Origin of the sequence: Bartonella australis AUST/NH1, assembly GCF_000341355.1 — a bacterium.
GTDB lineage: Bacteria > Pseudomonadota > Alphaproteobacteria > Rhizobiales > Rhizobiaceae > Bartonella > Bartonella australis.
The window spans coordinates 1458774-1485576 of the sequence record NC_020300.1 but is presented as its reverse complement, the minus strand read 5'-3'; the positions used below and the strand labels follow the sequence as shown (position 1 = coordinate 1485576).

Sequence of the window (26803 nt, the reverse complement as noted above, 5' to 3'; positions counted from 1 at the left end):
GACTGATGTTTTTTCGTATTACCACTTGGAATATTAACTCTGTTCGTTTGCGTCTTTCGCAAGTTCTTCAATATTTAGACGTGTTTCCTGCAGATATTTTGTGTCTACAAGAGACAAAATGTCCAGACGAATTATTCCCGCGTGAGGCCTTTGAAGCTGCAGGTTATAGACATATCGCGTTGAGTGGACAAAAATCTTACCATGGTGTAGCAATCATTTCGCGTTTGCCTTTCAGGAGTGTTGAAAAACGTTTTTTTTGTCAAAGGAAAGATTGCCGTTATCTTTCGGTGATTATCGAACTTTATGGCAGGGGAATACGGATCCATAATTTTTATGCACCTGCTGGTGGCGATATCCCTGATGCTAACATTAATGAAAAATTTCGTCATAAGCTCGATTTTTTGGAAGAAATGTCTTCTATCCAAGCCGATCAGGGAGATGGGTTATCTTCTCTTTTATTGGGTGATTTGAATATCGCACCTTTGGCGGATGATGTTTGGTCCCACAAGCAAATGCTGCGGGTTGTCAGCCATACACCGATTGAAACTGAACGTTTACAGGATTTATGTCACGGAGGCGGTTGGATCGATCTGATGCGGAGGCAATTTCCGGTTCCCACTAAGCTATATAGCTGGTGGAGTTATCGTGCGCGGGATTGGGCGCTTTCTGACCGCGGACGGCGGCTCGACCACATCTGGTCTTCCCCAGATTTAGCACCCTTTGTTTCTGACCTTTCGATTTTTCGCACTGCACGAGGTTGGCCTCAACCTTCGGATCATGTTCCGGTACAAACGATATTTGATTTTTCACGAGAAGTCTGAAATAAGCATTTCGGTAGAGCAATAAGACAAATTGATTTCGAAAGTGCAGGAGATAGAATGCATATCGATAATTTGAAGAAGATCGCTTTGGAAAAAATTTTTTATAGCACTTTTTTATGTTTTTTTGCGCTATCAGGGTGTATCGTTGGCCCTAATTATAGGAAGACATTTTTTACAGTTCCGGGGGCTTGGACACAATATTCCGCTCAAACCTCTGAACGTCCAGTCGCGCTTGCAGGGTGGTGGCGGCGTCTAAATGATCCTATTTTAAACCAGCTAATGAGTGACGCGATTGCTGGGAATAATGACGTTTCTACCGCTAAAGCGCGGATCCGTGAGGCACGCGCTACTTTAGGACAGACGGTGGGACGTCTCGCACCAAATATTTCTGGGTCAATTTCGGGGACAAGAAATTCTGAACATTCTGATGCATTTTTAAGTCACTATAATGGCGGTTTCAGTGCTAGTTGGGAGCTTGATTTCTTCGGGGGGAATAAGCGGGCAGTTGAGGCGGCGCGTTATGGTCTGGAGGGGGCTATAGAAAATATGCGGGCCGTAATGGTAACGCTATTAGGGGATGTAGCCACAAATTATATTGAAATGCGTGGTTGGCAGAAAAAGTTGCTGATCACCCGTCATATTGCTGCATTGCAGCGTAAAACATTTGAATTAATTCGGGCCAAACTAATAGCTGGTGATGCCTCAGAGCTTGACCTCTCAAATGCACGGGCGCAAATGGCCAATACAGAAGCAAATGTTTCACAAATGGAAGTTCATTTAGCGATGAGCATTCATCGTCTTTCTGTGCTAACAGGTCGTGTTCCTGCGGCCTTGGAGACTTTGTCGCTCAAGAGCGCTAAAGAAGCAAAAATTCCTCAGCCGCAATGGCCAATTCCAGCAGGGATTCCAGCCGATATTTTGTTGACACGTCCAGATTTACGCAGAGCCGAGCGGCAATATGCACAGGCTACGGCGCGTGTAGGTCAGCGTGAAGCAGACCGTTACCCATCCCTTAGTTTAACAGGGAATATTTCGACGTCGGCAACGGAGATTGGTCAATTAGGAAAAAGTTCGACAATTGGCTGGTCTTTTGGACCTAGTCTTCGTTTTCCTTTTTTTAATGGAGGGCAGTTGGCGGCCTCTGTTGCGGTAGCGCGTGCGCAGCGCGATCAAGCTTTCATCGCTTATCGAGCGGCTGTTTTAGAGGCTTTAGAAGACGTAGAGAATGCTCTCGTTAGACTTGCTAAAGAGCGTCAGCGTCTCGCAAAGCTTACGACTGCGGATTCGGCTTATTCACGTTCCTTGAAGCTTTCGCGAGATCTTTTTGAGGGTGGAAATACCAGTTTTCTTGAATTATTGAACGCCGATCGTTCGTATTATTCTTCACAAATGACGCTCACCGACAGCCGTGTCGCTTTAGCTACTTACTATGTTACGCTAATGAAAGCATTAGGGGGCGGTTGGGACGGTGCGGTTGATGTATCACGTTCAGAAATAGCCAACGGGGATTCCCGTCAGCATATGAGGGTGGGTCAATGAAAAAAATTTCGGTGATAAAACAAAAAAAATCTTTTTTATTTTTCATTGCGATATTTTTTATCGTCTTTTTATTGTTGCTTCGTTCGCTTTTTTTCAAAACCTCTACGCCGGCTTATACGACAGCGTTGGTGAAACGTGGCGATATTGAAAAAAGTGTTTTAGCTTCTGGGATCGTGCGTCCTTATCGATTAGTCGCCGTTGGTGCACGTGCAACGGGGCGCGTTATTGCGATGCACGTTGCACCAGGCAGTGTCGTAAAAGAGGGAGATTTATTAGCGGAGATCGACCCTATAGATCAAGAAAACGATCTGAAAAGAAAAAAGGCGGCTTTGTCTCATTATCGCGCGGATTTGGTGGAACAAGAAGCTTACCTTGCTCTTGCACGGGAAAATTTAGCGCGGCAGGAAAATATGGCTAAAGCGCGGGCAGTTTCGCGCGCTAGCTTTGATGAAGCGCTGGCGCAAGTAAAAATACGTGAAGCGCAAATTATTCAGGTTCAAGAGAAGATTGAGCAGGCACAAATTGATGTCAAGAGTGCAGAGGTCAATTTAGGGTATACGCGGGTGACAGCGCCTTCAGCGGGGACGGTTTTGGCCACTGTCGTTGAAGAAGGGCAAAACGTTAATGCAGTTCAGTCGGCGCCAACAATTGTTATTTTAGGCGATTTATCAAAAATGACGGTTAAGGCACAAATTTCAGAGGCTGATATTCTGAAAATTCACCCCGGGCAGGCCGTTTATTTCACGGTTTTAGGTGATTCACAGCGCCGTTATGAAGGAACCTTAGAAAGGATAGAACCCGCCCCTGAATCGATTCGCGCTGATGTCAGTATCAATCCTGGTATGACGGGCAGCACTAATTTTTTAGCGTCATCAGCCGTGTATTATAACGGGCTTGTGCGTGTTGATAATAAGGATAATTCCCTGCGGACTTATATGACCGCTCAAGTCCGTATTATACTGGGACGTGCTCAAAATGTATTGTTGGTTCCAAGCAACGCTTTGCACGATGAGACGAAAGGGCGCAAAGCGTGGGTTCAGCTGTTGGTCGGCAAAAACAAAGTTGTGGCTAAACAGGTGACCGTCGGGCTGAATAATAAAGTCATGGCTGAGATCCTTTCAGGGTTAAATGAAGGCGATGTGGTGATTACCGGTTCGCGTGATGGGTCAATGCCGGTATCTTCTGATTCGCACAGCGAAGATGAGATCTAAAACATGGAAATAGAGCAAAGAGATGCCATCCTTATTTTGGAGGATGTGGTACGTGAATTTCGCGTAGGTGAGACATCCACTCCCATCTTAAAAAATATTAATTTGACTATTAAGCGTGGTGAAATGGTGGCGATTGTAGGGCCTTCCGGTTCAGGAAAATCGACATTGATGAATATTTTGGGGTGTCTTGATCGACCAAGTGTAGGCCGATATTGGATCTCAGGTAAAAAAACAGCTTCACTCTCAGCAGATGAATTATCGGCTTTGCGGCGTGATCAGTTTGGATTTATTTTTCAGCGTTACCATTTATTAAGTGAGCTTACAGCTCTTGGTAATGTCGAAATTCCAGCCATTTATGCAGGATGTATACCGGCAGACAGAAAAAAACGTGCGCAGGCTCTTTTAACGCGCCTGGGCATGAAAGACCGAATGGGCTATCGCCCAAATCAGCTTTCAGGTGGTCAGCAACAGCGTGTGTCGATTGCGCGTGCTTTAATGAATAATGCTGATATCATTCTCGCAGATGAACCAACGGGTGCATTAGATCAAAAGAGTGGTCAAGAAGTGCTGCGTATTTTAGATGAGCTCCATCAAGAAGGGCGCACTATTGTTATTGTGACCCACGATATGCACGTAGCGGAGAGAGCAGACCGTATTATTGAAATTAGCGACGGAAAAATTATTTCTGATCGTCCATCAACGACTAAAAAGAAAAGATTCGACCGTCAGTTTGCTCATGAAAAGGAAAATCTCGACAATAAACAGCGACTCGGATTTTTCCGTTCTTTTGCTGAGCGTTTTCGTGAAACATTTATTATGGCTTTATTGGCAATGAATGCGCATAGACTGCGAACTTTTTTGACGATGCTTGGGGTGATTATTGGGATCGCGGCGATTATTGCAATGGTCGCTTTAGGCAACGGCACCCAAAAAAAAATTCTGGAAAATTTTAAAAGTCTGGGATCAAATACATTGACAATTTTTCCCGGCAAGGGGGTTTCTGATAGGCAGTCAGCAAAGATAACGAGTTTGGTTGAAGCAGATGCAGAAGCTTTATCGGCATTACCTTATGTATCTGGAGTAACGCCTCAGATTTCGGCAGCTTCGACCATACGTTACAAAGCTATTGAGGCAGAGGCTATTATCTCGGGTGTAGGGGAGCAATTTTTTCAGACGCAAGGGCTTAAAGCTATCGAGGGGAGATTGTTTGACCAGACAAGTGTACGCAATCGAACGGTTGATTTAGTTGTTGAAGAAGAAGCACTTTCCGTCCTTTTCCCTGATAGTCGAGAGAGCCCCATTGGAAAAATAGTGTGTGTAGGTCAAGTTCCTGCACGTATCATCGGTGTCATCGATTCAAAAGATTCTGGGGATGCATCAACGACTCTGCAGATTTATTTGCCTTATACAACACTGCAAACGCGTTTTCTCGGAAGCACAACTGTTCGGGCAATTACAGTTAAGATCGCTGATAATGTTAATTCACAATTAGCGGAATCTACCATACGGAATTTTTTAATGATGCGACATGGAAAGGAAGATTTTTTCATTAGAAATTCGGAATTATTCCGTAAACGCATCATGGAGAGTACACATATTTTAACGCTTTTAGTATCCTCTATTGCGGCAATTTCATTGATTGTTGGTGGTATTGGAGTGATGAATATTATGCTGGTCACCGTTTCTGAACGGATTAATGAAATTGGAGTCCGTATGGCAGTCGGTGCGCGCCGAAGTGATATTTTGCAACAATTTTTAACTGAGGCAATTTTAGTTTGTGTGATTGGTGGCGCTTTAGGAGTCTTATTTGGGGTTTCTATCGGTGGTTTGTTTGCTCTCCTTGATGCGCCTATAAGTTTGGTCTATACGATGGATTCCATTGTGATGGCTTTTATCTTTTCAACGTTTATCGGCGTGTGTTTTGGTTTTTCCCCTGCACGAAAGGCTTCACAGCTTGATCCTGCTGTTGCTCTTGCCCGTGATTAAAGGGCGCTCATTAAGATCAATGAGATTATTCTAGTGCGTTTTTAGCGCAGTTTTGAGTTTTTTTAGGAAAAAAAGAGACGTGAAGGGAAGCACAATATAAAGAGTCAAAGTTCTTCTAATTACAAGGCAAGTTACCATGATACAGGGCTCTGCGCGAAAAGGGCTGAAGTCTTAAAGGTCTCAGCGGTAAGAAATTTATCAAAAAAGATCAGAATATGTGTCTGATATATACATTGATAATTTTAATATATTCAGAGGCAAGAATGCGTATATAATTGATTTGCTGTATCAGACTCTCTGCGTTATTTTTTTTAACGGGGTAAGCGATAAAATTTACATCAGGCATTAAATGTTTAAGCTCAAGCAAGGAGCGCCACATATGATAATCATGGGTGACGATGTAGACTGTCTTATAGCCGTGTTTTTTTATCCAAGCGGCGCTTTCTTCGGCATTGCCTCGGGTGTTGGCTGCTTCACGTCCAATATCAACGCAGCAGACGGAGAGTTGCGGATTAATGCGAGCGGCACGAGTGAATCTGTCCGGATTGGCTATTATGTTCACTCCACTGATCAATAGTCGTGAACCAACTCCTTGTTGCAAGAGGTTCAACCCCGTCTCTATCCGATTTTCTCCCCCTGTGAGAACGATGATTGCATCTGCCGGTGGCAATGGGTTTGGCGGCTTAAGTCGCCCGGTTTTTTCGGAAAAAATGATAAAACTCGTGCAAAAAAAGAAGATGATGGCTAAAAGGGAAAGTACCGTCGGTGGTAAATAGCGAAAAAAGCGACCATATTTCTGTGCGGACTTCGCGGGCCGCTTTGGCAAGGAGCACTCCGGGTCTTCGGGTGTTAATGTTTCGAGATTAGGTGAATTATGGAGCATGAAACTAAAATAAGCGGTTTTCGTGTTGGTCGATTTTTTTCAGTTGTGCTAAGATGGTAATCCGGCCCGTCAGCATAGTGAGGAAAGAAACAAAAAGGACAAGGCATATAAGTTTTCCGTAGGTTGTAAAACTTATAGAAAAATTTCCAAATAAAGCATTAATTTGGTTGGATTGGGCCTCGTCTAAGTTATAATTTTTCCAGAACGAGAAGGCGTTCAAGAGAAGTACGCTGAGAGCGCCGCCGTAAAACGCACCGCGCAACGCAGTTTTGAAAAAATGCCAGTCGAACTGTCGAGCGATAAAATATGTTTCAGTTCCGAGGAAATAAAGCACGTCGATGATATGAGCATTTTCTGCCAGCGCGTTGCGCGTGGCGAAGATGACCGTAAGTATAAGTGAGCCTAAGACGAGTAGCAAAATCAAGACACCAATAAGAACGGTTGTCTGCGCCATTGTTACAAAACGGCTTACCCAGAAGTGATGATCGTCAAATCGGCCTCCAGGAATTTGCGTTTCGATTGCTTGACTTATTGCTTGAAAATTAGCCTTTTTATCTTTTTTCAAAGTTACAATAATGAGTCTGGGAAGTGGTAATTCACTGAGGGGCAAATCCGCTCCAAGCCACGGTTCGAGCAATTTTTCAGTCGCTCTTTGGTCGACGATTTTGGCGTCTTGCACGCCCTGAAATGTTTGGACTAATGCAGCCGCGTCACGTAAGGCTTTTTCGATATCGACATTTTCGATGGGGCGTATTTGAATTGTTGCTTCCCGACGAATTTGGCGGCTCCAATTATTGGCGGCGTTTTGGACTAAATCAACACCGACAAGTGCTAAACTCGAGAGAAATGTCATAATTGCAATCACCGCAATTAATGCTTGTCTGGAAATATTGCCGCTTGGAACAATAGCTGTCTTAGCAGCTTTATCGCGTGTGAATATTGATTTTTGAATGCGGAAGATAGAGAAAGACTTATTCATAAACTGTCATCTGTCCCTTATGAAGAACCATACGCCGTGCTTCGACTTGTTCCATGAGTGTTACGTCGTGAGTGGCAATAACGACAGCTGTTCCAAAACGGTTTAGCTCGATAAATAAGCGTAATAAGCGTCTTGCCAAAGGTGGATCAACGTTCCCTGTGGGTTCGTCAGCGAGTAGAATTTCAGGTTGATCAATGAGAGCACGTGCAATCGCTACTCTTTGTTTTTCCCCACCTGAAAGGACTGGCGGCAAGACATGAATATGGTTTCCAAGACCCACCCAGCGTAAAAGATCTTCTACTTCGCTGCGGTACACTGCTTCTTCTTGTCCTTTAATTCGTAAAGGCAAAGAAACATTTTCGTAAGTCGTCATATGATCGAGTAAACGAAAATCTTGGAAAACGACACCGATACGCCGCCGTAAAGCAGGAAGTTCTTGTCGTGTGAGAAGCGCTGTGTCGGTCCCGAACAAATCAATATGACCGCGGGTTGGTTTAAGTGCTAAAAATATGAGGCGCAGCAACGATGTTTTACCTGCTCCGGAGGCGCCGGTCAAAAATTGAAATGATCCAGGCGGAACATGAAAACTAATATCACGTAGAACCTCGGGGCCCATGCCATAACGCAGACCAACATTTTCAAAATGAATCACTCTCAGTTCTCACTTCTATTTTTATTTCGGATCATCGTAAGTCCCCCCTTTCTATCCCCGCTGCACGTTCCTTTTATTTTTGTAACCAAAGGATCCCCCTATTTCCTTTGTTTTTATTGCATTAACCGCCTCAGGAAGAGTGCCTAAATGCCTTGATATTTATCAACCTTTGCATTTTGGCCGCTAGTAAAGAGATCGTCAACTTTTAATTTCATCGATCCTTCAAAGAAAAAGGCAAAGATGTGCCGGTGTTGTCCGCGTTAAATATCTGCTTTATATGTTTTGGCGGTTAGCGATAAGATCGTCAACAACTTCTGGTTCAACGAGCGTTGAAGTATCTCCTAGATCATTAAAATCATTTTCGGCGATTTTTCGTAAAATGCGCCTCATAATTTTCCCCGATCTCGTTTTAGGCAGATGGGGAGTAAACTGAATCTTATCCAAAGTGGCAATGGGGCCAATTTCTTGCCTAACGTGCTGAATAAGATCTCGTCGTAATTCTTCATTCGGTGGCGTTTCTCCCATTAAAGTCACAAAACTATAGATTCCCTGCCCTTTAATGTGATGAGGATATCCGACAATAGCAGCTTCTGAAACAGCGGGATGCGAAACGAGCGCTGATTCAATTTCAGCGGTTCCCAGTCTGTGTCCAGAGATATTGAGGACATCATCAACGCGTCCTGTGATCCAATAATAGCCATCGCTATCACGCCTACAACTATCGCCGCTAAAATATTTGCCTGCATATGTAGAAAAATAGGTTTGAATAAATCGCTCGTGGTCCCGATAAAGAGTGCGCATTTGGCCTGGCCATGAATCGACAAAGCAGAGATTACCTTCTGCTTCACCTTCTAGAACTTTGCCTTGAGCATCAATAATTTGGGGTTGGATACCAAAAAAAGGGCGTGTCACTGATCCAGCTTTGAGTTCTGTTGCGCCGGGGAGCGGAGTAATCATGTGGCCACCTGTTTCTGTTTGCCACCATGTGTCAAGAATAGGGCAGAGACCACTTCCGACCGTATTATAGAACCATTTCCATGCTTCTGGGTTAATCGGTTCACCTACAGTACCTAAGAGGCGTAAGGATTTTCTGGAAGTGTTTTTGACAAACGAGTCTCCTGCACCCATTAAAGAACGGATAGCCGTTGGTGCAGTATAAAACGTATTAACCTTGTGCTTATCAATAATTTTCCAAAATCTGCTAGGATCTGGAAAATTAGGCGTGCCCTCGAATATTAAAGTTGTGGCTTTATTGCATAAAGGTCCATAAATTGAATAAGAGTGGCCGGTGATCCAGCCAATATCGGCTGTGCACCAGTAAATTTCGTCAGGATGATAGTCAAAAACATATTGATGGGTCATTGACACATAGATGAGATAGCCGGCTGTTGTATGCAAAACACCTTTTGGTTTCCCCGTTGACCCTGAGGTATAAAGAATGAAGAATGGATCCTCAGCATTCATTTTTTCTGCTGGGCAGTCGGTATCGGCGTGGGATAATTTTTCATGGTACCAAAAATCACGTCCTTCAACCCAGTTAATTTTCCCTCCTGTACGCTGTACGACCATAACACGGTTTACGTAGACATGGTCGTGTGCGGCGATATCAATGGCGCGGTCGATATTGTCTTTTAAGTTAATCGATTTTCCTCCACGTAAGCCCTGGTCTGCGGTGATAATAAAGGTCGATTCGCAATCGACGATACGTCTTGCTATCGCTTCAGGAGCAAAGCCTGCAAAAATGACTGAATGAACAGCACCAATGCGTGCGCACGCTAGCATGGCATAGGCCGCTTCCAAGATCATGGGGAGATAAATAGTAACTCTGTCGCCCTTTTTTACACCGTGGTCCTTTAAGACGTTGGCGAGACGGCAAACATGTTCATAAAGTTCATTATAGGTTATTTTTTTGTCGCTATGAGGATCATCTCCTTCCCAAATCAATGCGGTTTGATTACCGTGGTTTTTTAAGTGACGGTCGATGCAATTATAGGCAACATTCGTTACTCCGTCTTCGTACCACCGAATCGATACATCACCGTTAAATGAAGTGTTCTTCACTTTTGTGTAAGGTTTAAACCATTCAATGCGTTGGCCATGTTTTGACCAAAATTTTTCTGGATCACTAGTGCTGTCTTGGTACCATTTTTCATAAGTTTCATTATTAATGAGTGCGTTTTTTTTCGTATCCGCTGATATAGGATAAATCTTTTCATGCATGGCCTTCCCCTTTTATAATACGGCCTCTTTTTTTGTTAGATTATATCAAAAAATCTATTTTTATTATTGTCTCTTTCTTAGCATAATTTTCACAAATTTTCCTAAAATAAAGGGTTATTTCAGAGAGAGGTCAGGTTATAGAGGGGAAATAGCTAATTTTGAATCTTGTTTAATAATGATTTGGAAAGCGTTTTTACGAAAAAACCAAGGTGTTTGATAATCAAGAAAATCTTAAATGGGACGTTCCCCAAATAAAGCCGAGCCAATGCGAAGAGCTGTTGCTCCGAACTGAAGAGCAGTTTTAAAGTCATTCGACATTCCCATAGAAAGCTTTGAGAGGCCGGCTTCTTTTGCCAGTTTTTTTAAAAGTGCAAAATAGGGACCTGGGTTTTCTTGTGCAGGGGGAACCGCCATAAGGCCAATGATGTCAAGCCCGTAGTGCTTTTTGCATTGGGAGACGAAGGCAGCTGTTTCTTGAGGATGAACACCACTTTTTTGTGGTTCTAGTCCAATATTGACCTGAATATAGCAAGGAAGATGTTTTTTTTGTTTTTGCATTTCTTCAGCTAAACCTTTGGCTATTTTCTCCCGGTCTATCGTTTGAATGACATCAAAAATTTGGACAGCTTTTGCTATTTTATTGGATTGTAAAGGCCCGATGAGGTGAAGTTCGATAGCGCCAAATTGCTGACGCAAGGGGGGCCATTTATCAGCCGCTTCTTGTACACGATTTTCGGCAAAAAGAGATTGGCCTTCTTTTAAGAGGGGGATAATCTGCTGCGCGGAAACAGTTTTTGAAACAGCGATGAGCTGGATGCTTTCTAAGGGGCGGTGGTAATCTTTACATGTTTCAGCAATATTTTGTTTAAGGCATTTCCATGCATTAACGGGGTTCTCATTGGCTGTATTCATGATTGTGTGCTTTCTGTTTTTTGTTTGACGGCCAAGTTATCGCTTCAAAATTCTTAAAATACTCGCTGAAAAGGTTGACCATGGCGTTAATCCATGGTGAAGCATTAAAGAGGCTTTTTAGTTTAATTTTGTAAAGAGTATAACGAGAATGACAATCGAACGCTATAATCCACGCGCGCAAGAACAAAAATGGCAAGCGATTTGGGACGAAAAGAAAATTTTTCAAATCACTCCTGATGATGAGCGTGAAAAATATTACGTTTTAGAGATGTTTCCTTATCCTTCAGGCCGCATTCATATGGGGCATGTACGAAATTACGCTATGGGGGATGTTGTTGCGCGTTATAAACGTGCGAAGGGATTTAATGTGTTGCATCCAATGGGGTGGGATGCTTTTGGTATGCCTGCTGAAAATGCAGCTATGCAGAATAAAGTGCATCCAAAGCTGTGGACCTACCAAAATATTGCGGTGATGCGCACGCAATTAAAGCGATTGGGATTTTCCTTAGATTGGTCACGTGAATTTGCTACCTGCGATGTAGATTATTACCACCGCCAACAAATATTGTTTCTTGATCTGTACAACAAAGGACTTATCACACGCAAAGTGGCCAAAGTGAATTGGGATCCAGTTGATCAGACAGTTTTGGCTAATGAGCAGGTTGTTGACGGTCGTGGTTGGCGTTCTGGAGCACTGGTTGAACAACGCGAATTAACACAGTGGTTTTTTAAAATTAGCGATTTTAGTGAAGATTTATTAGCACGGCTTGAAGAGCTCGATAAATGGCCAGAAAAAGTCCGCATTATGCAAAAAAATTGGATCGGTAAGTCGCGGGGTCTTTTCATTCGTTGGGCTTTGCATAAAACAGATATCGCTGACGATTCCTGTAGCACTTTTGACGAAATTGTCTGTTATTCCACGCGCCCTGATACTTTATTTGGTGCTTCTTTTTTGGCTCTTTCCGTGGATCATCCAATCGCACAAGCTCTGGCGCAAAAAAATGAAGAACTTGAGGCATTTATCGCACGTTGTCGGTGTGGTGCTACGACAACTGCGGCGCTTGAAAAAGTTGAAAAAGAAGGATTTCGCACGTCGCTTTTGGCTATCCACCCATTTAATCCGGCGGTACGCATTCCTGTTTATGTTGCTAATTTTGTATTAATGAGCTACGGGACGGGAGCTATTTTTGGTTGCCCGGCTCATGATCAGCGCGACCTGGATTTTGCGCGTAAATATGCTCTCCCTGTGCGGCCAGTCGTTTTACCAAAAGATGCTGACGTCAAGGACTTTGTAATTTCCGAAACAGCTTACACTGGCGATGGAGTGATGATCAACTCTGATTTTTTAAATGGTCTTACGCCACAGGAAGCTTTTGAAGCATCCGCTAAAAAACTTGAGGAACAGCTTCTTAATAATCAGCCCCAAGGACAGAAAACAATTCAATTTCGGTTGCGTGATTGGGGGATTTCGCGACAGCGTTATTGGGGATGTCCGATTCCTATGATTCATTGTGCGGTTTGCGGAGTGGTCCCTGCACCGCGTGCTGATTTGCCGGTTGTTTTACCGGATGATGTAGCTTTTGATCAACCAGGCAATCCTCTTGCACGTCATGAAGCATGGCAAACAGTCGCTTGCCCTTCTTGCGGTCGATCAGCTAAACGTGAAACCGATACGATGGATACATTTGTGGATTCTTCTTGGTATTATGCACGTTTCACCAATCCTTGGGCACAAGAGCCGGTCGATCAAAAGGCGGCAGCTCAATGGTTGCCTGTTCAGCAATATATTGGTGGGATCGAGCACGCGATTTTACACCTTTTATATGCGCGTTTTTTTATGCGTGCTATGAAGTCTGCAGGTTATGTCGCTGGAGACGAGCCTTTCGAAGGGCTTTTTACGCAAGGAATGGTTGTGCATGAAACTTATCGGGATGACCAGGGGTGGGTTTCACCGATGGAAGTTTCAATCATAGAAAAAGAGGGAAAACGTCACGCTTATAAATTAACTGATCAGAGTGAAGTCACAATTGGTCCGATTGAAAAAATGTCGAAGTCAAAAAAGAACGTGGTTGATCCTGACGATATTATTGCTTCCTATGGCGCAGATACAGTGCGCTGGTTCGTCTTATCAGATTCTCCTCCTGAGCGTGATATTATTTGGACGGAATCCGGGGTTGAAGGGGCGCATCGCTTTGTACAGCGTATTTGGCGCTCGGTGGCTTTAAGTGCGTCGGTTTTAAGAGAAGTAGTCCCGCGTACAGGCCGTCAAGGGGCGGCTTTGGAGCTCTCAAAAGTAGTGCATCGTACTTTATGTGCTGTTGAAGATGATCTAGAGAAGCTCGCATTTAATCGAGCTATTGCGCGCCTTTATGAATTATTGAATATTATGGCGCCATTTTTGAATAAGATCGAAAATGCCGAAGATGAAATGAAGTCCGCTTTGCGCCAAGCAATGGATTTTTTTCTTGCGATGATTGCACCCATGATGCCTCATTTAGCAGAAGAATGTCATGCTGAATTGGGGAAGAAAACGCTCATCTCTCAATGCCCGTGGCCTGCTTATGATCCTGCATTAATCGTTGAAGATTCCATTACTTTGCCCGTGCAGATTAATGGTAAAAAACGAGGTGACGTGACTGTTGCGGTGACAGCTGATAAAGAAGCCATTGAAGAGGCTGTTTTAGCTCTTGGCTTTGTGCGAGCACAATTAGTAGAAAAGCCTGTTAAAAAAATTATTATTATTCCGCAAAGGATCGTCAATGTCGTCGTTTAAAGGGCTTTTTATCGCTGTTGGTATATGTTTGTCAGCTCTTTTATATGGCTGCACGGTTGAGCCGCTTTATCGCCAGACATCACAATTGTCGACAACAATAACTCCTGATACTGCTAATGAGCATCCGGATATATTTTCTTCGCGGCGTTTTACGGCTTCCCATAGTGAATCAGATATATTTTCTTCACAGCTTGCTGCAAAATTTGCGAGCATTATAGTTGAAGAACCCTCAGATCGTTTCGGCCAAATGGTACGCAATCATTTGCTGTTTCTCATGTATGGGCACGGAGGAAAGCCTTCTACGCCGGCGTATCGATTGTCGTTAGAGACATCCGTTTTTACACGTCACTCTGAACGGATGGAGGCTATGCTAGAAAGGGGTAGAGAAGAAGACTACCCCTTTGTTGAAACAGTAGTGAGCAGGGCTTCCTATATCTTACAAGATATGAAAAATGTCCTTGTTGCGAAAGGGACGGGAGCCATAAACACATCTTTTGATCGGCTTCGCCAAGAATATGCAACGATGCAAGCTGAAGAGAATGCACGTGAGCGGGCGGCTAGAGAGTTAGCTGAACAAATTTTTATGCTTCTTTCAAAAGACGTAGCAAAGCTTTAAGCTGTTTTTTACGTGATATTTTGGCCCGTTTTTGCCCAATCAGCCGAAAATATCTGCAAGCCTTTATCCGTTAAAGGATGCTTGACCAGAGCTTTTAAGATTTCTGGCGGAACGGTAGCAACGTCTGCACCGCTTAAGGCAGCTTCTTTAACATGGTGGGTTGTACGAATCGAGGCAGCTAAAATTTGTGTTGCAAAACCGTAATGATCGTAAATAGTGCGGATCTCGTGGAGCAATTCTACGCCGTTGACCCCGCAATCATCTAGCCTACCGATGAAAGGTGAGATAAATGTCGCGCCCGCTTTTGCGGCAAGCAGTGCTTGATTAGCGGAAAAACAAAGAGTGATATTCGTTTTTAACCCTTGCTCTGTTAAGGCTCTACAAGCCTTTAATCCGTCGAGTGTCAAAGGAATTTTGATGCAAATATTGTCAGCGATTTTGGCTAGAACGGCAGCTTCTTGCATAATAGCTGTAAATTCAGTCGCAGCGACTTCAGCAGAAACGGGCCCTTTAACAAGTGCACAAATTTCTTTTATAACGTCGAAGATATTGCGTTTAGATTTAAGAATGAGAGAGGGGTTCGTTGTGACACCGTCAACCAAGCCTAAATTATATAATTCTCTGATTTCTTCAATATTGGCGCTATCCACAAAAAATTTCATTTTAGGTCTCCTTGGTGCTTTCAAGCTTCTCAGTGATTCTCTTCGTTTGTTTTATGCGCTATCGTTTATTAAGAAGGCAAGAGGCTGATTACCGTCTATAACGGTGGATCAAGAAATCTGGCAGAAAAATGAAAAGAATATAGGAAAGCTATGTTAAAGCGTTTACGTGCTCAACGTGAAGGAGGAAAAAGTCTTTTCTTGGGGAAGGCGGAGCGGTAAGTCAGAACAAAAAGAGTTATTAAAACAGAGTGGTGCGTATGAAAAATAAAGCACCAAAGCGAGTCCGGTATCAAAGATGAAATCAAAGACAGAGATGCAGATTGTTTCGGTTTTGGTGCCGCTTCCTGTTCTTCAGGCCTATAGCTACATAATTCCGCCTCACCTAGAAATAGAGGTTGGATCTTTTGTTCGTGTTCCTGTCGCAGGACGCGAGATTTGCGGTTTTGTCGTTGCAGTTGGCGAGCAGGCGGCCGAAGATGGACCAAGTGCGCGTGAAAAGTTACGTTTGGTCTCCCATGTTTTCAATTGTCCGGCGTTAAAAGCTGAGATGATCGCGTTTTTGCGTTTCGTTAGCCAATATACTATGGCCCCTTTTGGCCTTGTGGCACGGTTGGTTTTACGTGTACCGGCGGCATTAGAGCCGGAAGAACAGATGTTAGGTTTACGGTATCGTGGGGGAGAGGTTGAACGTTTAACGGCCGCGCGATCGCGGGTTTTAGAGTTAGTGCGCGATGGCACGGTTTGGACGCGTTCTGGCCTCGCTCATGCAGCAGGGACTTCTGTTTCAGTTGTTGAAGGGTTAAGGTCACTGGGAGTTTTTGAAGATGTTGTGATGCCCGCCCCTGCACTCGCAGCAACGCCTGATCCTGATTTTTGTCCACCTGTTTTAGAAGGAAAGCAAGAAGCAGCTGCGGTTCTTTTGCGCGAAGGTGTTTTGTCTTCTCAGTTTCAGGTTTTTTTGCTTGATGGGGTCACCGGTTCAGGAAAAACCGAAGTTTATTTTGAAGCGGTAGCTCAAGCATTGACATGCGGCAAGCAGATTTTGATTTTGTTGCCGGAAATTGCTTTAACGCAACAATTCTTAGATCGCTTTCGCGCACGCTTTGGAGCATCAGCCGTTGAGTGGCATTCAGATTTGGCACCGCGTCGTCGGGAACGTGTGTGGCGACAAGTTTTAGAAGGAAGGGTGCGGGTCGTTGCCGGAGCACGATCGGCGCTTTTTTTACCTTTCCAAGACCTTGGGCTCATTATCGTTGATGAAGAACATGATGGTGCCTATAAACAGGAAGAACGCGTTTTTTATCATGCACGCGATATGGCTGTTGCACGGGGGTCTTTTGAGAATTTTCCTGTCATTTTATCTTCAGCGACACCTTCAATTGAGAGCCAAGTTAATGTGCTGTGGGGCCGCTATCAGCGAGCACATTTACCATCACGTTTTAAAGCGGCGGCGTTGCCACAATTGCAGATTATCGATATGCGCCGAGGAGGGGTAGAAAAAGGGCGTTTTATTTCTTCTTCTCTCGAGCATGCTTTAAAACATACTATGGATAAAGGGGAACAAGCTCTTCTTTTTCTCAATCGACGTGGATACGCGCCTTTAACATTATGTCGAATTTGTGGGCATCGTTTTCACTGTAAGGATTGTTCAAGCTGGTTGGTTGAACATCGTTCGCAACGCCAGCTTAAATGCCACCATTGTGGTTATCATCAACCTATTCCAGAAGCCTGTCCTGAATGTGGGACTCTCGATCATTTAGTCGCTTGCGGACCGGGAGTGGAAAGAATCGCTGAAGAAACAAGGGAACTGTTTCCGCAGGCGCGATTATTGATCTTGTCGACTGATTTGAAAGGGGGAGTAAACCAATTGCGGCGAGAATTAGAAGCGGTTGCAAACGGAGAGGTCGATATTATCATCGGGACACAATTAGTGGCTAAGGGGCACCATTTTCCTGGTCTTTCTCTAGTTGGGGTAATTGACGCTGATCTCGGACTTGCTAATGGTGATTTGCGGGCAGGTGAGCGCACCTTTCAGCTTCTGTCTCAGGTTACAGGGCGAGCAGGGCGCATGGGGCTAAAAAGTTCAGGGTTCTTGCAAACTTATCAGCCAGATCACCCGGTCATACAGGCACTCCTTTCGCGGCAGCCTGAAGATTTTTACGCAAACGAAATCGCGTCGCGCCAACATTATAATTTACCACCCTATGGGCGATTATCGGCTTTAATAGTGTCTTCGGAAAAACGCCAGGCAGCAGAAAATTACGCGCGCATGTTGCGTCAAGCAGCACCATCAGTTCAAGATGTATCGGTAATGGGGCCAGCAGAAGCACAGTTAGCGCTTGTGCGTGGGCGTTATCGTTTTCGGCTTTTGCTGCATGCACCGCGTTCTTTCGATATGCAGGGATTTATCCGCGCAATGCTTTCTCGTGCGCCGAAGACACATAGCTCAGTGCGGGTTCAAATTGATATTGATCCACAAAGTTTTCTGTGAAAATGAGAAATAAAAGAACCCGCTTTTATAAGGTGCTTTTATTATGGAAACTCCTCTTTTTTGGGGGCCTTTAGTGTTGGATTGTTTTTAGAGGTGTTTTGATTATTTTATTTAAAATTTTCAAAAAGCACCACTTTGTGGTGTTGCGAGTCGATTGTGTCTATGCTAGAAGCCGGAAAGTTTTTTTGTTCTAAATTTCAAAAATGGGGTTTCTTGAAATTTGGGGCATTTGGTTTGTGGCCATCTGGTCGTTGTCAGAGAGTTGTTCAAAGGAAAGGGGCGGTATTTCGTGTCGGATTTATTGTCTCTTGTGCCGTCGCCGCTGGTGGATCGGCGTTATGCGCAAGCGCTTTTTGATTTGGTTCAGGAATTAGGTTACATCGATAATGTTGAAAAGGTGTTGGCAGCTTTCTTAGTCGTCTTAGATCAAGAGAAAGACTTAAAGCGTTTCGTGCAGAACCCATTTTTTTCAGCGCAAAAGCGGGTTGAAGTGGTGTATTCTGTCTGTGAAAATATTGGGTTTTCTGATGAGCAAGCAGGCCGTGTTATTCGCAATTTTTTGCGCGTCGTTGCGGTGAATCGTCGGTTTTCCGCCCTGCCTGGTATTTTTCGCGCTTTTCAGCATTGTGTCGCTTTGTCGCGCGGGGAAGCTGTGGTACAAATTATTTCTGCACGCCCGTTAAATGCCGACCAAAAAGAAGAGTTGCGCGCGGCTTTGAAAGGTGTTGTTGGGAAAAAAATTTTGCTACGTATCTCCGTTGATCCGAGCATCCTCGGTGGGCTCATTATCCGCTCTGGATCATCTCAGGTTGATGCTTCTCTCGTGGCGAGATTGTCTTCGCTTAAGATTGCGTTGGAAAAAGAGGTCAGTTGATGGATATTAGACCGTCCGAAATTTCAAAAATTTTAAAAGAGCAAATCAAGAAATTTGACCAAGAGGTCGAAGTTTCAGAAATCGGCTGGGTTTTGTCGGTAGGCGATGGCATCGCCCGCGTTTATGGCTTGGATAATATCCAAGCGGGTGAGATGGTCTCCTTTCCAAATGGCGTGCGCGGTATGGCACTGAATTTGGAAACTGATAATGTTGGAGTTGTCATTTTTGGACCGGACCACGATATCCGTGAAGGCGATGTTGTGAAACGGCTAGAGTCCATTGTGGATGTGCCTGTGGGGCCGGCTCTGCTCGGACGTGTGGTGGATGCGCTTGGCAATCCAATTGATGGGAGAGGGCCTATTGAAGCAGCGGAGCGTCGTCGTGTGGATATAAAAGCTCCTGGTATTATCCCGCGTCAATCGGTGCATGAGCCAATGTCAACAGGATTGAAGGCTATCGATGCACTTATCCCTATCGGTCGTGGGCAGCGTGAATTGGTGATTGGTGATCGTCAAACGGGTAAAACGGCAATTTTGCTCGATACATTTTTAAATCAAAAACCTTCGCGGGACAAAAGTTCTGGACGAGATAAAGATCAGATTTATTGTATTTATGTCGCTATTGGTCAAAAACGTTCGACGGTCGCGCAATTTGTTAAGATTTTGGAAGAACATGGGGCGCTTGACTATTCAATTATTGTAGCAGCTACGGCTTCTGACCCTGCTCCAATGCAGTTTATTGCGCCTCTTGCTGGTTGCGCGATGGGGGAATATTTTCGTGATAACGGTCAGCATGCTTTGATCGGTTATGATGATCTTTCAAAACAGGCTGTTGCATATCGTCAAATGTCTCTTTTGCTTCGTCGTCCGCCTGGTCGTGAGGCTTATCCAGGGGATGTTTTTTACCTTCATTCTCGTCTCTTAGAGCGGGCTGCAAAGCTGAATGCTGATAACGGGTCTGGGTCTTTGACAGCTTTGCCGGTTATTGAAACGCAAGCAAATGATGTTTCTGCCTATATTCCAACGAACGTAATTTCAATTACAGACGGGCAAATTTTTTTAGAGTCCAATTTGTTTTATCAGGGGATTCGCCCCGCCGTGAATGTCGGGCTTTCAGTATCGCGTGTTGGGTCTTCTGCGCAGATTAAAGCGATGAAACAGGTCGCAGGTTCGATTAAAGGTGAATTAGCTCAATATCGTGAAATGGCGGCTTTTGCGCAATTTGGTTCAGATTTGGATGCGTCGACGCAGCATCTTTTAAATCGCGGTGCCCGTTTAACAGAACTTTTGAAACAGCCGCAATTTTCGCCACTTAAAGTAGAAGAACAGGTTGTTGTGATTTTCGCAGGTGTTAATGGTTACCTCGATTCACTAGTGGTTTCTGATGTTGGTCGATTTGAACAGGGCCTTTTAACGCTTTTACGCGGGGATCATCAGGATTTGCTGGATACTATTTCTAATCAAAAACAGATAACGAGCGAAACGAAGGATAAGCTTGTCGCTGTCCTTGATACTTACGCAAAGAATTTTTCGTAATTGATTGATGGAATGCTTAAATGGCATCGCTTAAGGATCTAAGAGACCGTATCGCCTCGGTTAAGGCGACACAAAAAATTACCAAGGCCATGCAAATGGTTGCGGCGGCGAGGCTACACCGTGCGCAGGAGGCGGCCGAGGCCGCGCGTCCTTATGCTCAGCGTATGGCCGCTATTATTGCTCGTATTTCCGCTGACGTTGATATAGTTGATATGCCATTTTTGATGCGCGGTACCGATCGTGATGATGTGCATCTTTTAGTTGTTTGCACAGCTGAGCGCGGCTTGTGTGGTTCCTTTAATACTCAGATTGTTCGCAATGCTCGTCAGCACATTGATGCGCTTCTTTCCGCTGGTAAAACGGTTAAAATTTTGACTGTAGGCAAAAAGGGGGCAGATATTTTATTTCGTGATTTTAAATCATTGATGATTGATCACGTTGATTTGCGTTCTGTAAAGCGTGTTGGTTTTGCAGAGGCAGAGGCAATTAGTCAACGTATCGTTGATTTATTTAATGAGGGTGCATTTGATGTGTGTACGCTTTTTTATTCTGAATTTATTTCTGTGATAAATCAGTGTCCGGTAGCTTTGAATTTAATTCCAACAATTTCACAAAAAAGCTCTTTTAAGGAGTTAGAGGTCGGCGCAAAAGCGGGCGAAAATGAAGTTTTACAACCGGCTGTTTATGATTATGAGTTAGACGCGGCTTCTCTTTTAGACGAACTTATACCACGCAATATTTCTGTGCAGGTCTTGCATGCTTTACTCGAGAATGTTGCTGGTGAAATGGGTGCTAAAATGAGCGCTATGGATAATGCATCGCGCAATGCGGGTGAAATGATTAATAAATTGACTGTGACTTATAATCGCCAACGTCAGGCACAGATCACCACTGAATTGATTGAAATTATTGCGGGCGCTGAAGCGCTTTAAATTAAGAAGGTGAAAATTGATGGTACAAGCAGCGACGTCAAAAAAAGGAGCATCAAAAGCTGAAGAAAAGAAGCCAGCTGCTCGTTCAGGTGCAAAAAAAGTCGCCCTGAAATCCAAAGCGAGTGGAGCGGTTTCTTCTGAGCCTAAAGTTACGCTTTCTAAAGATGACCGTGCAAGAGGTTCGGTTGGTCAGATTAAGCAGGTTATTGGGGCTGTCGTTGATGTGCAATTTGAAGGAAAGTTGCCAAATATCCTCAATGCGTTAGAAACAGAAAATTTGGGGCAGCGGCTCATTTTAGAGGTGGCACAGCATTTAGGTGAAAATACAGTGCGTACCATTGCTATGGACACGACAGACGGTCTTACACGCGGCCAAAAGGTTTTTGATACAGGGGCTCAGATTTGCGTTCCCGTTGGAGAAGCGACGCTTGGCCGCATTATGAATGTCATTGGGGAGCCGGTTGATAATGCAGGGCCAATTGCCGCAACTAAAACACGTGCTATTCACCAAGAAGCACCTGCTTATGTGGACCAAGCAACTGAATCAGAAATTCTTGTTACAGGTATTAAAGTGATTGACCTGTTAGCGCCTTATTCTAAGGGTGGTAAGGTCGGTTTGTTTGGGGGCGCTGGTGTTGGTAAGACCGTTTTGATTATGGAATTGATCAACAACATTGCAAAGGCACATGGTGGTTATTCAGTGTTTGCAGGTGTAGGAGAACGAACACGTGAAGGGAATGATCTTTATTATGAAATGATCGAAAGTCGCGTGAATGTGAATCCGAAAGAGAATGAAGGTTCAGCTGAAGGATCAAAATGTGCGCTTGTTTACGGGCAAATGAACGAGCCCCCAGGTGCGCGTGCACGCGTTGCTCTTTCAGGTTTAACGATTGCCGAAAGCTTTCGCGATGAAGGTCAGGACGTGCTCTTTTTCGTGGATAATATTTTCCGTTTTACACAAGCCGGTGCGGAAGTTTCAGCTCTTTTAGGCCGTATTCCTTCTGCTGTGGGGTATCAGCCAACTTTGGCGACAGATATGGGGGCTTTGCAGGAGCGTATTACGAGCACAAAGGCAGGTTCTATCACCTCCGTCCAGGCTATTTACGTTCCCGCGGATGATTTGACTGATCCTGCGCCTGCAACATCCTTCGCTCATTTAGATGCGACAACAGTTCTTTCTCGTTCAATCGCCGAAAAAGGAATTTATCCAGCAGTTGATCCTCTTGATTCTTTCTCGCGTATGTTGGATCCATTGGTGGTAGGTGAAGAACATTACGCTGTTGCTCGTCAGGTCCAAACTATTTTGCAGCGTTATAAATCTTTGCAAGACATTATTGCTATTCTCGGAATGGACGAGCTCTCTGAGGATGACAAGTTATTGGTAGGGCGGGCGCGAAAAATTGAGCGTTTTCTTTCACAGCCTTTCCACGTAGCTGAAGCTTTTACTGGTTCGCCTGGAAAACTCGTGTCGTTGGAAGATACCATTAAGGGATTCAAAGGTCTTTGTTCTGGTAATTATGACGATTTACCGGAAGCGGCTTTTTATATGGTTGGTTCGATTGATGAGGCAGTTGAAAAAGGAAAGCGTCTGATTGCAGAAGCTTCTTCGTAAAAATTAGTTTGCAATGAATGTTTGCCGTAGAAGATGACAAGAGGTCCTTGTGGAAAATAATGAAGCAAAGCGTTTTTTGTTTGAGATTGTGACGCCTGAAAAACTCATTTTTTCAGAAGAAGTAGTGTCGGTTGTTCTTCCTTCAGCCTCAGGCTATTTAACGGTTATGGCTCATCATGCACCTTTAATGGTTAGTATCGTGCCGGGAAGTATTCTGGTTGCGTCTTCTTCGGGTGAAAAACAGTTTGCTGTTTGGGGGGGAGTCGCTGATATTACTTCTGCGGGGTGCTCTCTTTTGGCTGAAGCCGTTATTACCGCCGATCACCTTCCCTTTCATGATTTGGAACAGCGAATTTTACAGATTCGAGCAATGTTGGGGGCGGGCTCAACTAATGAGCATATTCGTGAAATAAAAGAGCTTTTTTATCAGCTGGCGGTTTATAGTGGCGATTCCGTGACAGAGGCAAAATAAAGAACGTTGAAAAAAGCAGTCTAAGCGGAAAAACGCAGCTATTTTTTTCTGAAAAGTAAGAAATTTCCTCTATTTTTATGTTATTTTGCAAGCTCTTTTCTTAGGCGCTTTATTTATATTTTTCTTCTTTATGCTTGCTTCGTAGTCTGTGGTTATATTGGGATGGGCGTTTGCGTGCCACATTGATTTAGCTTATACGGTTCACCGCTATTTATGTGATGCTCAAGGGGCGGTGTCGTGCGTTCGCTGACTGATTTTGTTATTAATTGGGATGACGTGCTTCTTCTGAATTATTTATTTCCAGATTTGTTTTTAGCTGTGTTTTGAATAACTGCCACAGATCTGCCTATTTTCAGTAAGACAAACGTTTATTGCCGCTTTTTATACTGCTTTGATTCCCATTAGCTTTACGGAAGGGCGGGGCCGGTAACTGGGGCTGAGCGCTTTATGGGCTAAGGGTGGTGTATTTTAATTTATGATGATGTTTTTCGGTTTTATTTTTTATAACGGAGAGGGTGTGTTTGTCATTTTGTGAAAATTCGTGTGTCGTGCTTTTTATTTTCTTTAGTCAAACCTCGAAAGTATGGAAATTTCGGTAAAAAAATGAAAAGAGACGATAAAAGCGTTTCAGTCAAATCGGCGGTTGGGGGGCGTATGTTGTGTGTTTTCGTCCTTTTGTGTCCCTTATTGGTCAGAAATTTCTATTTTGTGTGAGCATTTTTCGATGGTGTATAATGCTGTGATCGGGAGGGGTACTGCTCTTTTGAATTTGCGAAGTTCTGGCGCCGTTAGGTGCTACGGCATTCAGGGAGATTGCACAAGGATTAAACAGGGGGCAGTTTTATTTGAACGAGGTAGCGCTTTTAGCACAGCTCAGTTTGCGTGGTTGCAGGAGAGCTTTAATCCCAAAAATACAAAATTTGTGAATGTTTTTTCACAATTTCGGTTTTTGCAGGGAGATATTGACGTTGCAGGAAGCTGGCTTGTCTGCTTTCGGCTGTTTTGTTGTGTCTTTTCTGAACTTAAGCGGCTGAGAGCTGATCGAGCTTTCAGATTTGTCCTTCTTTTTTTGCGTTTAGTCGCGACTTCTCAAACGGCGCTCTGTTTACAAAAACGGCTAAATTTTGAATGGAAAAATTTGCAATTAGGTGTTATGGGGGCGAAGGATCAGGGTAAATTATTTAAGTTTAGGCTAGTTTACGCTAAAATTTTATTTCTCCGCAAGCGGATGATCGAGTTTGTTACTTCATGGGTGGAACGACATGTTCTGCCTACTATACAATCGATAATATTTGCCATTTTTGATAGTATTTCGACCATTGTTCGTTATGAGAAAGGACAATTTTCTTCTTTGTATATGCGGCGGTTCGTTATTTTCTTTGTTGTTGTATTGAATTATCGAAAGCTAATAGGCCACATGGCATATTTTGCACCTGCAGCCGGTGTAAAATTTTTATTCTTAAATAAATATTGTAATCGGCGATCTGGCCTATATTACGCAACCTATTGCAGTGTGTGTTATTATATTCTGTATGAGGGCGAGGGCAGCAGCTTATTTTCAATATGCCGGTAATTACGCTCACCGAGACACTTTGCAACGCGCTTCTGGAGGTTAAGACATTGGCTATTTTGAGTTTAATTTTTGTACCATTTGGTTATAGCAAGTGGGTGTTGACTCTGGAGGATTTTATTTGGTTTATAATCAGTAATGTTTGGTCCTTCTTTTTTTAAGTGGTTCCAGGATGTTACAAAGCTCTCTGCAGATTATAGAAAATGCCCGCTTTTTAGCGGGCACAGGGGGATTTTGTTCATGACCAATATATTTTAATTTTTGCGCATGATGAGAAAACCTGCCAGGGCTATCGCGACGGTCAATGCAAACGTTGTTTTAGGGTTTTTTTCCACCTTTTGTTTCAGTTTTTCGGTGTGTTTATTAACTTGGTGAAGAGCATGGCGCCCTTTTTGTTTCCATGCGTCGAACGTATCAGACATATCACTCCAGCTGTTATCGTCAGAATGCCAGCGGTTGATAGCGGCGAGTTCATTTTTTAATTGTGCGATGCGCTTTTTTATTTTAGTATCCTTAGAGCGAGGTGAAAATATACACATTGATTTACTCCTTCGTAGTTTTCGCCGCCTTATGACAGTCAGAATTGTGTTTAGGGGCCTGCCATAACGGGCTGAAGAGCGAAAAGTTGCATTCTCTCTTTTGTCGATCGCTGTAGGGGGGCGGGGTGTTCGCGCCGTTGAGGCAATTTTTTAATCAGTCGCTTGTCTCGGATTGTGTCGCGGTAGACGTCGTTATAGAGGTCGTTAGAGAGTAATTGATAAAACGGGTGTAGAAGATTGTAGGTAGAGGCAAATGAGCTCAGGTGATTACTTGTCTAAGCCTTTAGAGCGCCGTCGGTCCGTTGCTGTTACGGTGGGCGGCGTCGTTGTGGGTGGCGATGGTCCGGTCGTCGTCCAGTCTATGACGAATACAGATACCGCCGACGTCGATGCGACGGTTGAACAAATTGATGCTCTTTGGCGGGCGGGGTCGCAGTTGGTGCGGATAACTGTTGATCGTGACGAAGCTGCTGCGGCTGTGCCCAAAATACAGGAAAAATTAGAACGATTAGGCGTTTATGTGCCATTGGTAGGGGATTTCCATTATATTGGCCACAAGCTTTTGGCAGAATATCCTGCGTGCGCTGAAGCGCTTGCGAAATACCGTATTAATCCCGGAAATGTCGGTTTTGGTGCGAAAAAAGACCGACAGTTCGCGGAAATCATCGAGATTGCTTGCTCTTATCAAAAACCGATACGAATTGGAGTGAATTGGGGATCTCTTGATAATGTATTATTAACACGTCTCATGGATGAGAATGCTAAGCAAAAACGTCCTTTATCTGCTATTGAGGTCATGCGGGAAGCTGTCGTTCAGTCAGCCCTTCATTCAGCAATTTGGGCTGAAGAGATAGGCTTGGGACGGGATAAAATTATTCTTTCAGCTAAAGTTAGTGATGTGCAGGATTTGATCGCTGTTTATACCGCATTGGCCGAACGTTGCGATTATGCGCTTCATTTAGGTTTAACGGAAGCGGGTATGGGAACAAAAGGCATTGTCGCTTCTTCAGTTGCTTTAGGAATTTTGTTACAGCAAGGGATTGGCGATACAATTCGCATTTCGCTTACGCCTGAGCCAGGGGGAGATCGGACGCGGGAAGTGAGAGTTTGTCAGGAGCTTTTGCAGGTCATGGGATTTCGGCAATTTTTGCCCGTGGTTGTTGCTTGTCCTGGATGTGGCCGGACAACTTCGACAGTTTTTCAGAAATTAGCGCAAAAAATTGAAATGGATTTATGTAAAAATATGCCGGTTTGGCGTGAAAAATATCCTGGCGTCGAAAATTTGAAAGTTGCTGTCATGGGATGTATCGTTAATGGGCCAGGCGAATCGAAACATGCTGATATTGGAATTTCATTGCCTGGAACAGGCGAAAATCCAGCAGCGCCAGTTTTTGTCGATGGGAAGAAAGTGAAGATTCTGCGTGGTTCCCGTATTGCTGAAGAGTTTGAATGCATTTTGAGTGATTATATCCATACCCGTTTTGGGCATGGCTGAACAAAAACCGCTGTTCTATTCTGCTTGCT

General features: G+C 44.0%; 20 protein-coding genes. 13 read left to right on the top strand and 7 right to left on the bottom strand.

Annotation, left to right across the window (positions count from 1 at the left end):
- Positions 1-5: 5 nt before the first annotated feature.
- From BANH1_RS06490 to BANH1_RS06475, 4 genes are read left to right on the top strand one after another with little or no spacing between them, the layout of a single operon-like run.
- Positions 6-821 (top strand): exodeoxyribonuclease III, encoded by an 816-nt coding sequence (locus BANH1_RS06490; protein WP_015398562.1) that lies wholly within the window; start codon positions 6-8, stop codon positions 819-821.
- Between the two features lie 57 nt (positions 822-878).
- Positions 879-2360, top strand: a complete 1482-nt coding sequence (locus BANH1_RS06485; protein ID WP_015398561.1) for an efflux transporter outer membrane subunit — start codon at positions 879-881, stop codon at positions 2358-2360.
- Complete coding sequence (locus BANH1_RS06480; protein WP_015398560.1) at positions 2357-3571, top strand: efflux RND transporter periplasmic adaptor subunit; 1215 nt, start codon at positions 2357-2359, stop codon at positions 3569-3571. Before BANH1_RS06485 ends, BANH1_RS06480 begins: the two co-directional genes overlap by 4 nt.
- A gap of 3 nt (positions 3572-3574) precedes the next feature.
- Positions 3575-5557: a MacB family efflux pump subunit gene (locus BANH1_RS06475; RefSeq protein WP_015398559.1), complete on the top strand. Its 1983-nt coding sequence runs from the start codon at positions 3575-3577 to the stop codon at positions 5555-5557.
- A 208-nt stretch (positions 5558-5765) separates the two neighbouring features.
- On the opposite strand, the gene BANH1_RS06470 is transcribed toward BANH1_RS06475, so the two are convergent.
- The 5 genes from BANH1_RS06470 to BANH1_RS06445 all read right to left on the bottom strand — a co-directional run bounded on the left by BANH1_RS06470 (position 5766) and on the right by BANH1_RS06445 (position 11203).
- Positions 5766-6440, bottom strand: coding sequence for a YdcF family protein (locus tag BANH1_RS06470; protein ID WP_015398558.1), 675 nt, complete (start codon positions 6438-6440; stop codon positions 5766-5768).
- A 4-nt stretch (positions 6441-6444) separates the two neighbouring features.
- Positions 6445-7419 (bottom strand): cell division protein FtsX, encoded by a 975-nt coding sequence (locus BANH1_RS06465; RefSeq protein WP_015398557.1) that lies wholly within the window; start codon positions 7417-7419, stop codon positions 6445-6447.
- Positions 7412-8071: a cell division ATP-binding protein FtsE gene (gene ftsE / locus BANH1_RS06460; RefSeq protein ID WP_015398556.1), complete on the bottom strand. Its 660-nt coding sequence runs from the start codon at positions 8069-8071 to the stop codon at positions 7412-7414. Before ftsE ends, BANH1_RS06465 begins: the two co-directional genes overlap by 8 nt.
- 273 nt (positions 8072-8344) lie before the next feature.
- Positions 8345-10291 (bottom strand): acetate--CoA ligase, encoded by a 1947-nt coding sequence (gene acs, locus BANH1_RS06455; protein WP_015398555.1) that lies wholly within the window; start codon positions 10289-10291, stop codon positions 8345-8347.
- A gap of 231 nt (positions 10292-10522) precedes the next feature.
- Positions 10523-11203: a YggS family pyridoxal phosphate-dependent enzyme gene (locus BANH1_RS06445; protein ID WP_015398554.1), complete on the bottom strand. Its 681-nt coding sequence runs from the start codon at positions 11201-11203 to the stop codon at positions 10523-10525.
- 148 nt (positions 11204-11351) lie between these two features.
- On the opposite strand from BANH1_RS06445, the gene leuS reads away from it, so the two are divergent.
- Both leuS and BANH1_RS06435 read left to right on the top strand, forming a co-directional pair.
- On the top strand, positions 11352-13976 hold the full coding sequence (gene leuS / locus BANH1_RS06440; protein WP_015398553.1) for a leucine--tRNA ligase: 2625 nt from the start codon (positions 11352-11354) through the stop codon (positions 13974-13976).
- On the top strand, positions 13963-14592 hold the full coding sequence (locus BANH1_RS06435) for an LPS assembly lipoprotein LptE (protein ID WP_015398552.1): 630 nt from the start codon (positions 13963-13965) through the stop codon (positions 14590-14592). The genes leuS and BANH1_RS06435 overlap by 14 nt, the downstream gene beginning before the upstream one ends.
- 8 nt (positions 14593-14600) lie before the next feature.
- On the opposite strand, the gene fsa is transcribed toward BANH1_RS06435, so the two are convergent.
- A complete protein-coding gene (gene fsa, locus BANH1_RS06430; protein ID WP_015398551.1) occupies positions 14601-15254 on the bottom strand; it encodes a fructose-6-phosphate aldolase in 654 nt (217 codons plus the stop codon).
- Between the two features lie 295 nt (positions 15255-15549).
- Between fsa and BANH1_RS06425 the strand changes: the two genes are divergently transcribed.
- The 6 genes from BANH1_RS06425 (at position 15550) to atpC (ending at position 23170) form a co-directional block, all read left to right on the top strand.
- On the top strand, positions 15550-17745 hold the full coding sequence (locus BANH1_RS06425; protein ID WP_015398550.1) for a primosomal protein N': 2196 nt from the start codon (positions 15550-15552) through the stop codon (positions 17743-17745).
- A 289-nt stretch (positions 17746-18034) separates the two neighbouring features.
- Positions 18035-18619, top strand: a complete 585-nt coding sequence (atpH, locus tag BANH1_RS06420) for an ATP synthase F1 subunit delta (RefSeq protein ID WP_015398549.1) — start codon at positions 18035-18037, stop codon at positions 18617-18619.
- Entirely contained in the window at positions 18619-20154 is a 1536-nt protein-coding gene (gene atpA, locus BANH1_RS06415) for a F0F1 ATP synthase subunit alpha (protein ID WP_015398548.1), read from the top strand. The genes atpH and atpA overlap by 1 nt, the downstream gene beginning before the upstream one ends.
- Positions 20155-20174: 20 nt before the next feature.
- Complete coding sequence (locus tag BANH1_RS06410; RefSeq protein WP_015398547.1) at positions 20175-21086, top strand: F0F1 ATP synthase subunit gamma; 912 nt, start codon at positions 20175-20177, stop codon at positions 21084-21086.
- A gap of 19 nt (positions 21087-21105) precedes the next feature.
- Complete coding sequence (gene atpD, locus BANH1_RS06405; RefSeq protein WP_015398546.1) at positions 21106-22698, top strand: F0F1 ATP synthase subunit beta; 1593 nt, start codon at positions 21106-21108, stop codon at positions 22696-22698.
- A 49-nt stretch (positions 22699-22747) separates the two neighbouring features.
- Positions 22748-23170, top strand: coding sequence for an ATP synthase F1 subunit epsilon (gene atpC / locus BANH1_RS06400; protein WP_015398545.1), 423 nt, complete (start codon positions 22748-22750; stop codon positions 23168-23170).
- Positions 23171-24994: 1824 nt separating this feature from the next.
- Here atpC and BANH1_RS06390 read toward each other — a convergent pair.
- Positions 24995-25279, bottom strand: a complete 285-nt coding sequence (locus tag BANH1_RS06390) for a hypothetical protein (protein WP_015398543.1) — start codon at positions 25277-25279, stop codon at positions 24995-24997.
- A 253-nt stretch (positions 25280-25532) separates the two neighbouring features.
- Between BANH1_RS06390 and ispG the strand changes: the two genes are divergently transcribed.
- On the top strand, positions 25533-26774 hold the full coding sequence (ispG, locus tag BANH1_RS06385) for a flavodoxin-dependent (E)-4-hydroxy-3-methylbut-2-enyl-diphosphate synthase (RefSeq protein ID WP_015398542.1): 1242 nt from the start codon (positions 25533-25535) through the stop codon (positions 26772-26774).
- Positions 26775-26803 lie beyond the last annotated feature (29 nt).

Bases quoted from the DNA above. Each gene is read 5' to 3' on its own strand.
- BANH1_RS06490 (WP_015398562.1), top strand. From the start codon at position 6: ATGTTTTTTCGTATTACCACTTGGAATATTAACTCTGTTCGTTTGCGT.
- BANH1_RS06485 (WP_015398561.1), top strand. From the start codon at position 879: ATGCATATCGATAATTTGAAGAAGATCGCTTTGGAAAAAATTTTTTAT.
- BANH1_RS06480 (WP_015398560.1), top strand. From the start codon at position 2,357: ATGAAAAAAATTTCGGTGATAAAACAAAAAAAATCTTTTTTATTTTTC.
- BANH1_RS06475 (WP_015398559.1), top strand. From the start codon at position 3,575: ATGGAAATAGAGCAAAGAGATGCCATCCTTATTTTGGAGGATGTGGTA.
- BANH1_RS06470 (WP_015398558.1), bottom strand. From the start codon at position 6,440: ATGCTCCATAATTCACCTAATCTCGAAACATTAACACCCGAAGACCCG.
- BANH1_RS06465 (WP_015398557.1), bottom strand. From the start codon at position 7,419: ATGAATAAGTCTTTCTCTATCTTCCGCATTCAAAAATCAATATTCACA.
- acs (WP_015398555.1), bottom strand. From the start codon at position 10,291: ATGCATGAAAAGATTTATCCTATATCAGCGGATACGAAAAAAAACGCA.
- BANH1_RS06445 (WP_015398554.1), bottom strand. From the start codon at position 11,203: ATGAATACAGCCAATGAGAACCCCGTTAATGCATGGAAATGCCTTAAA.
- leuS (WP_015398553.1), top strand. From the start codon at position 11,352: ATGACAATCGAACGCTATAATCCACGCGCGCAAGAACAAAAATGGCAA.
- BANH1_RS06435 (WP_015398552.1), top strand. From the start codon at position 13,963: ATGTCGTCGTTTAAAGGGCTTTTTATCGCTGTTGGTATATGTTTGTCA.
- fsa (WP_015398551.1), bottom strand. From the start codon at position 15,254: ATGAAATTTTTTGTGGATAGCGCCAATATTGAAGAAATCAGAGAATTA.
- BANH1_RS06425 (WP_015398550.1), top strand. From the start codon at position 15,550: ATGAAATCAAAGACAGAGATGCAGATTGTTTCGGTTTTGGTGCCGCTT.
- atpA (WP_015398548.1), top strand. From the start codon at position 18,619: ATGGATATTAGACCGTCCGAAATTTCAAAAATTTTAAAAGAGCAAATC.
- BANH1_RS06410 (WP_015398547.1), top strand. From the start codon at position 20,175: ATGGCATCGCTTAAGGATCTAAGAGACCGTATCGCCTCGGTTAAGGCG.
- atpD (WP_015398546.1), top strand. From the start codon at position 21,106: ATGGTACAAGCAGCGACGTCAAAAAAAGGAGCATCAAAAGCTGAAGAA.
- BANH1_RS06390 (WP_015398543.1), bottom strand. From the start codon at position 25,279: ATGTGTATATTTTCACCTCGCTCTAAGGATACTAAAATAAAAAAGCGC.
- ispG (WP_015398542.1), top strand. From the start codon at position 25,533: ATGAGCTCAGGTGATTACTTGTCTAAGCCTTTAGAGCGCCGTCGGTCC.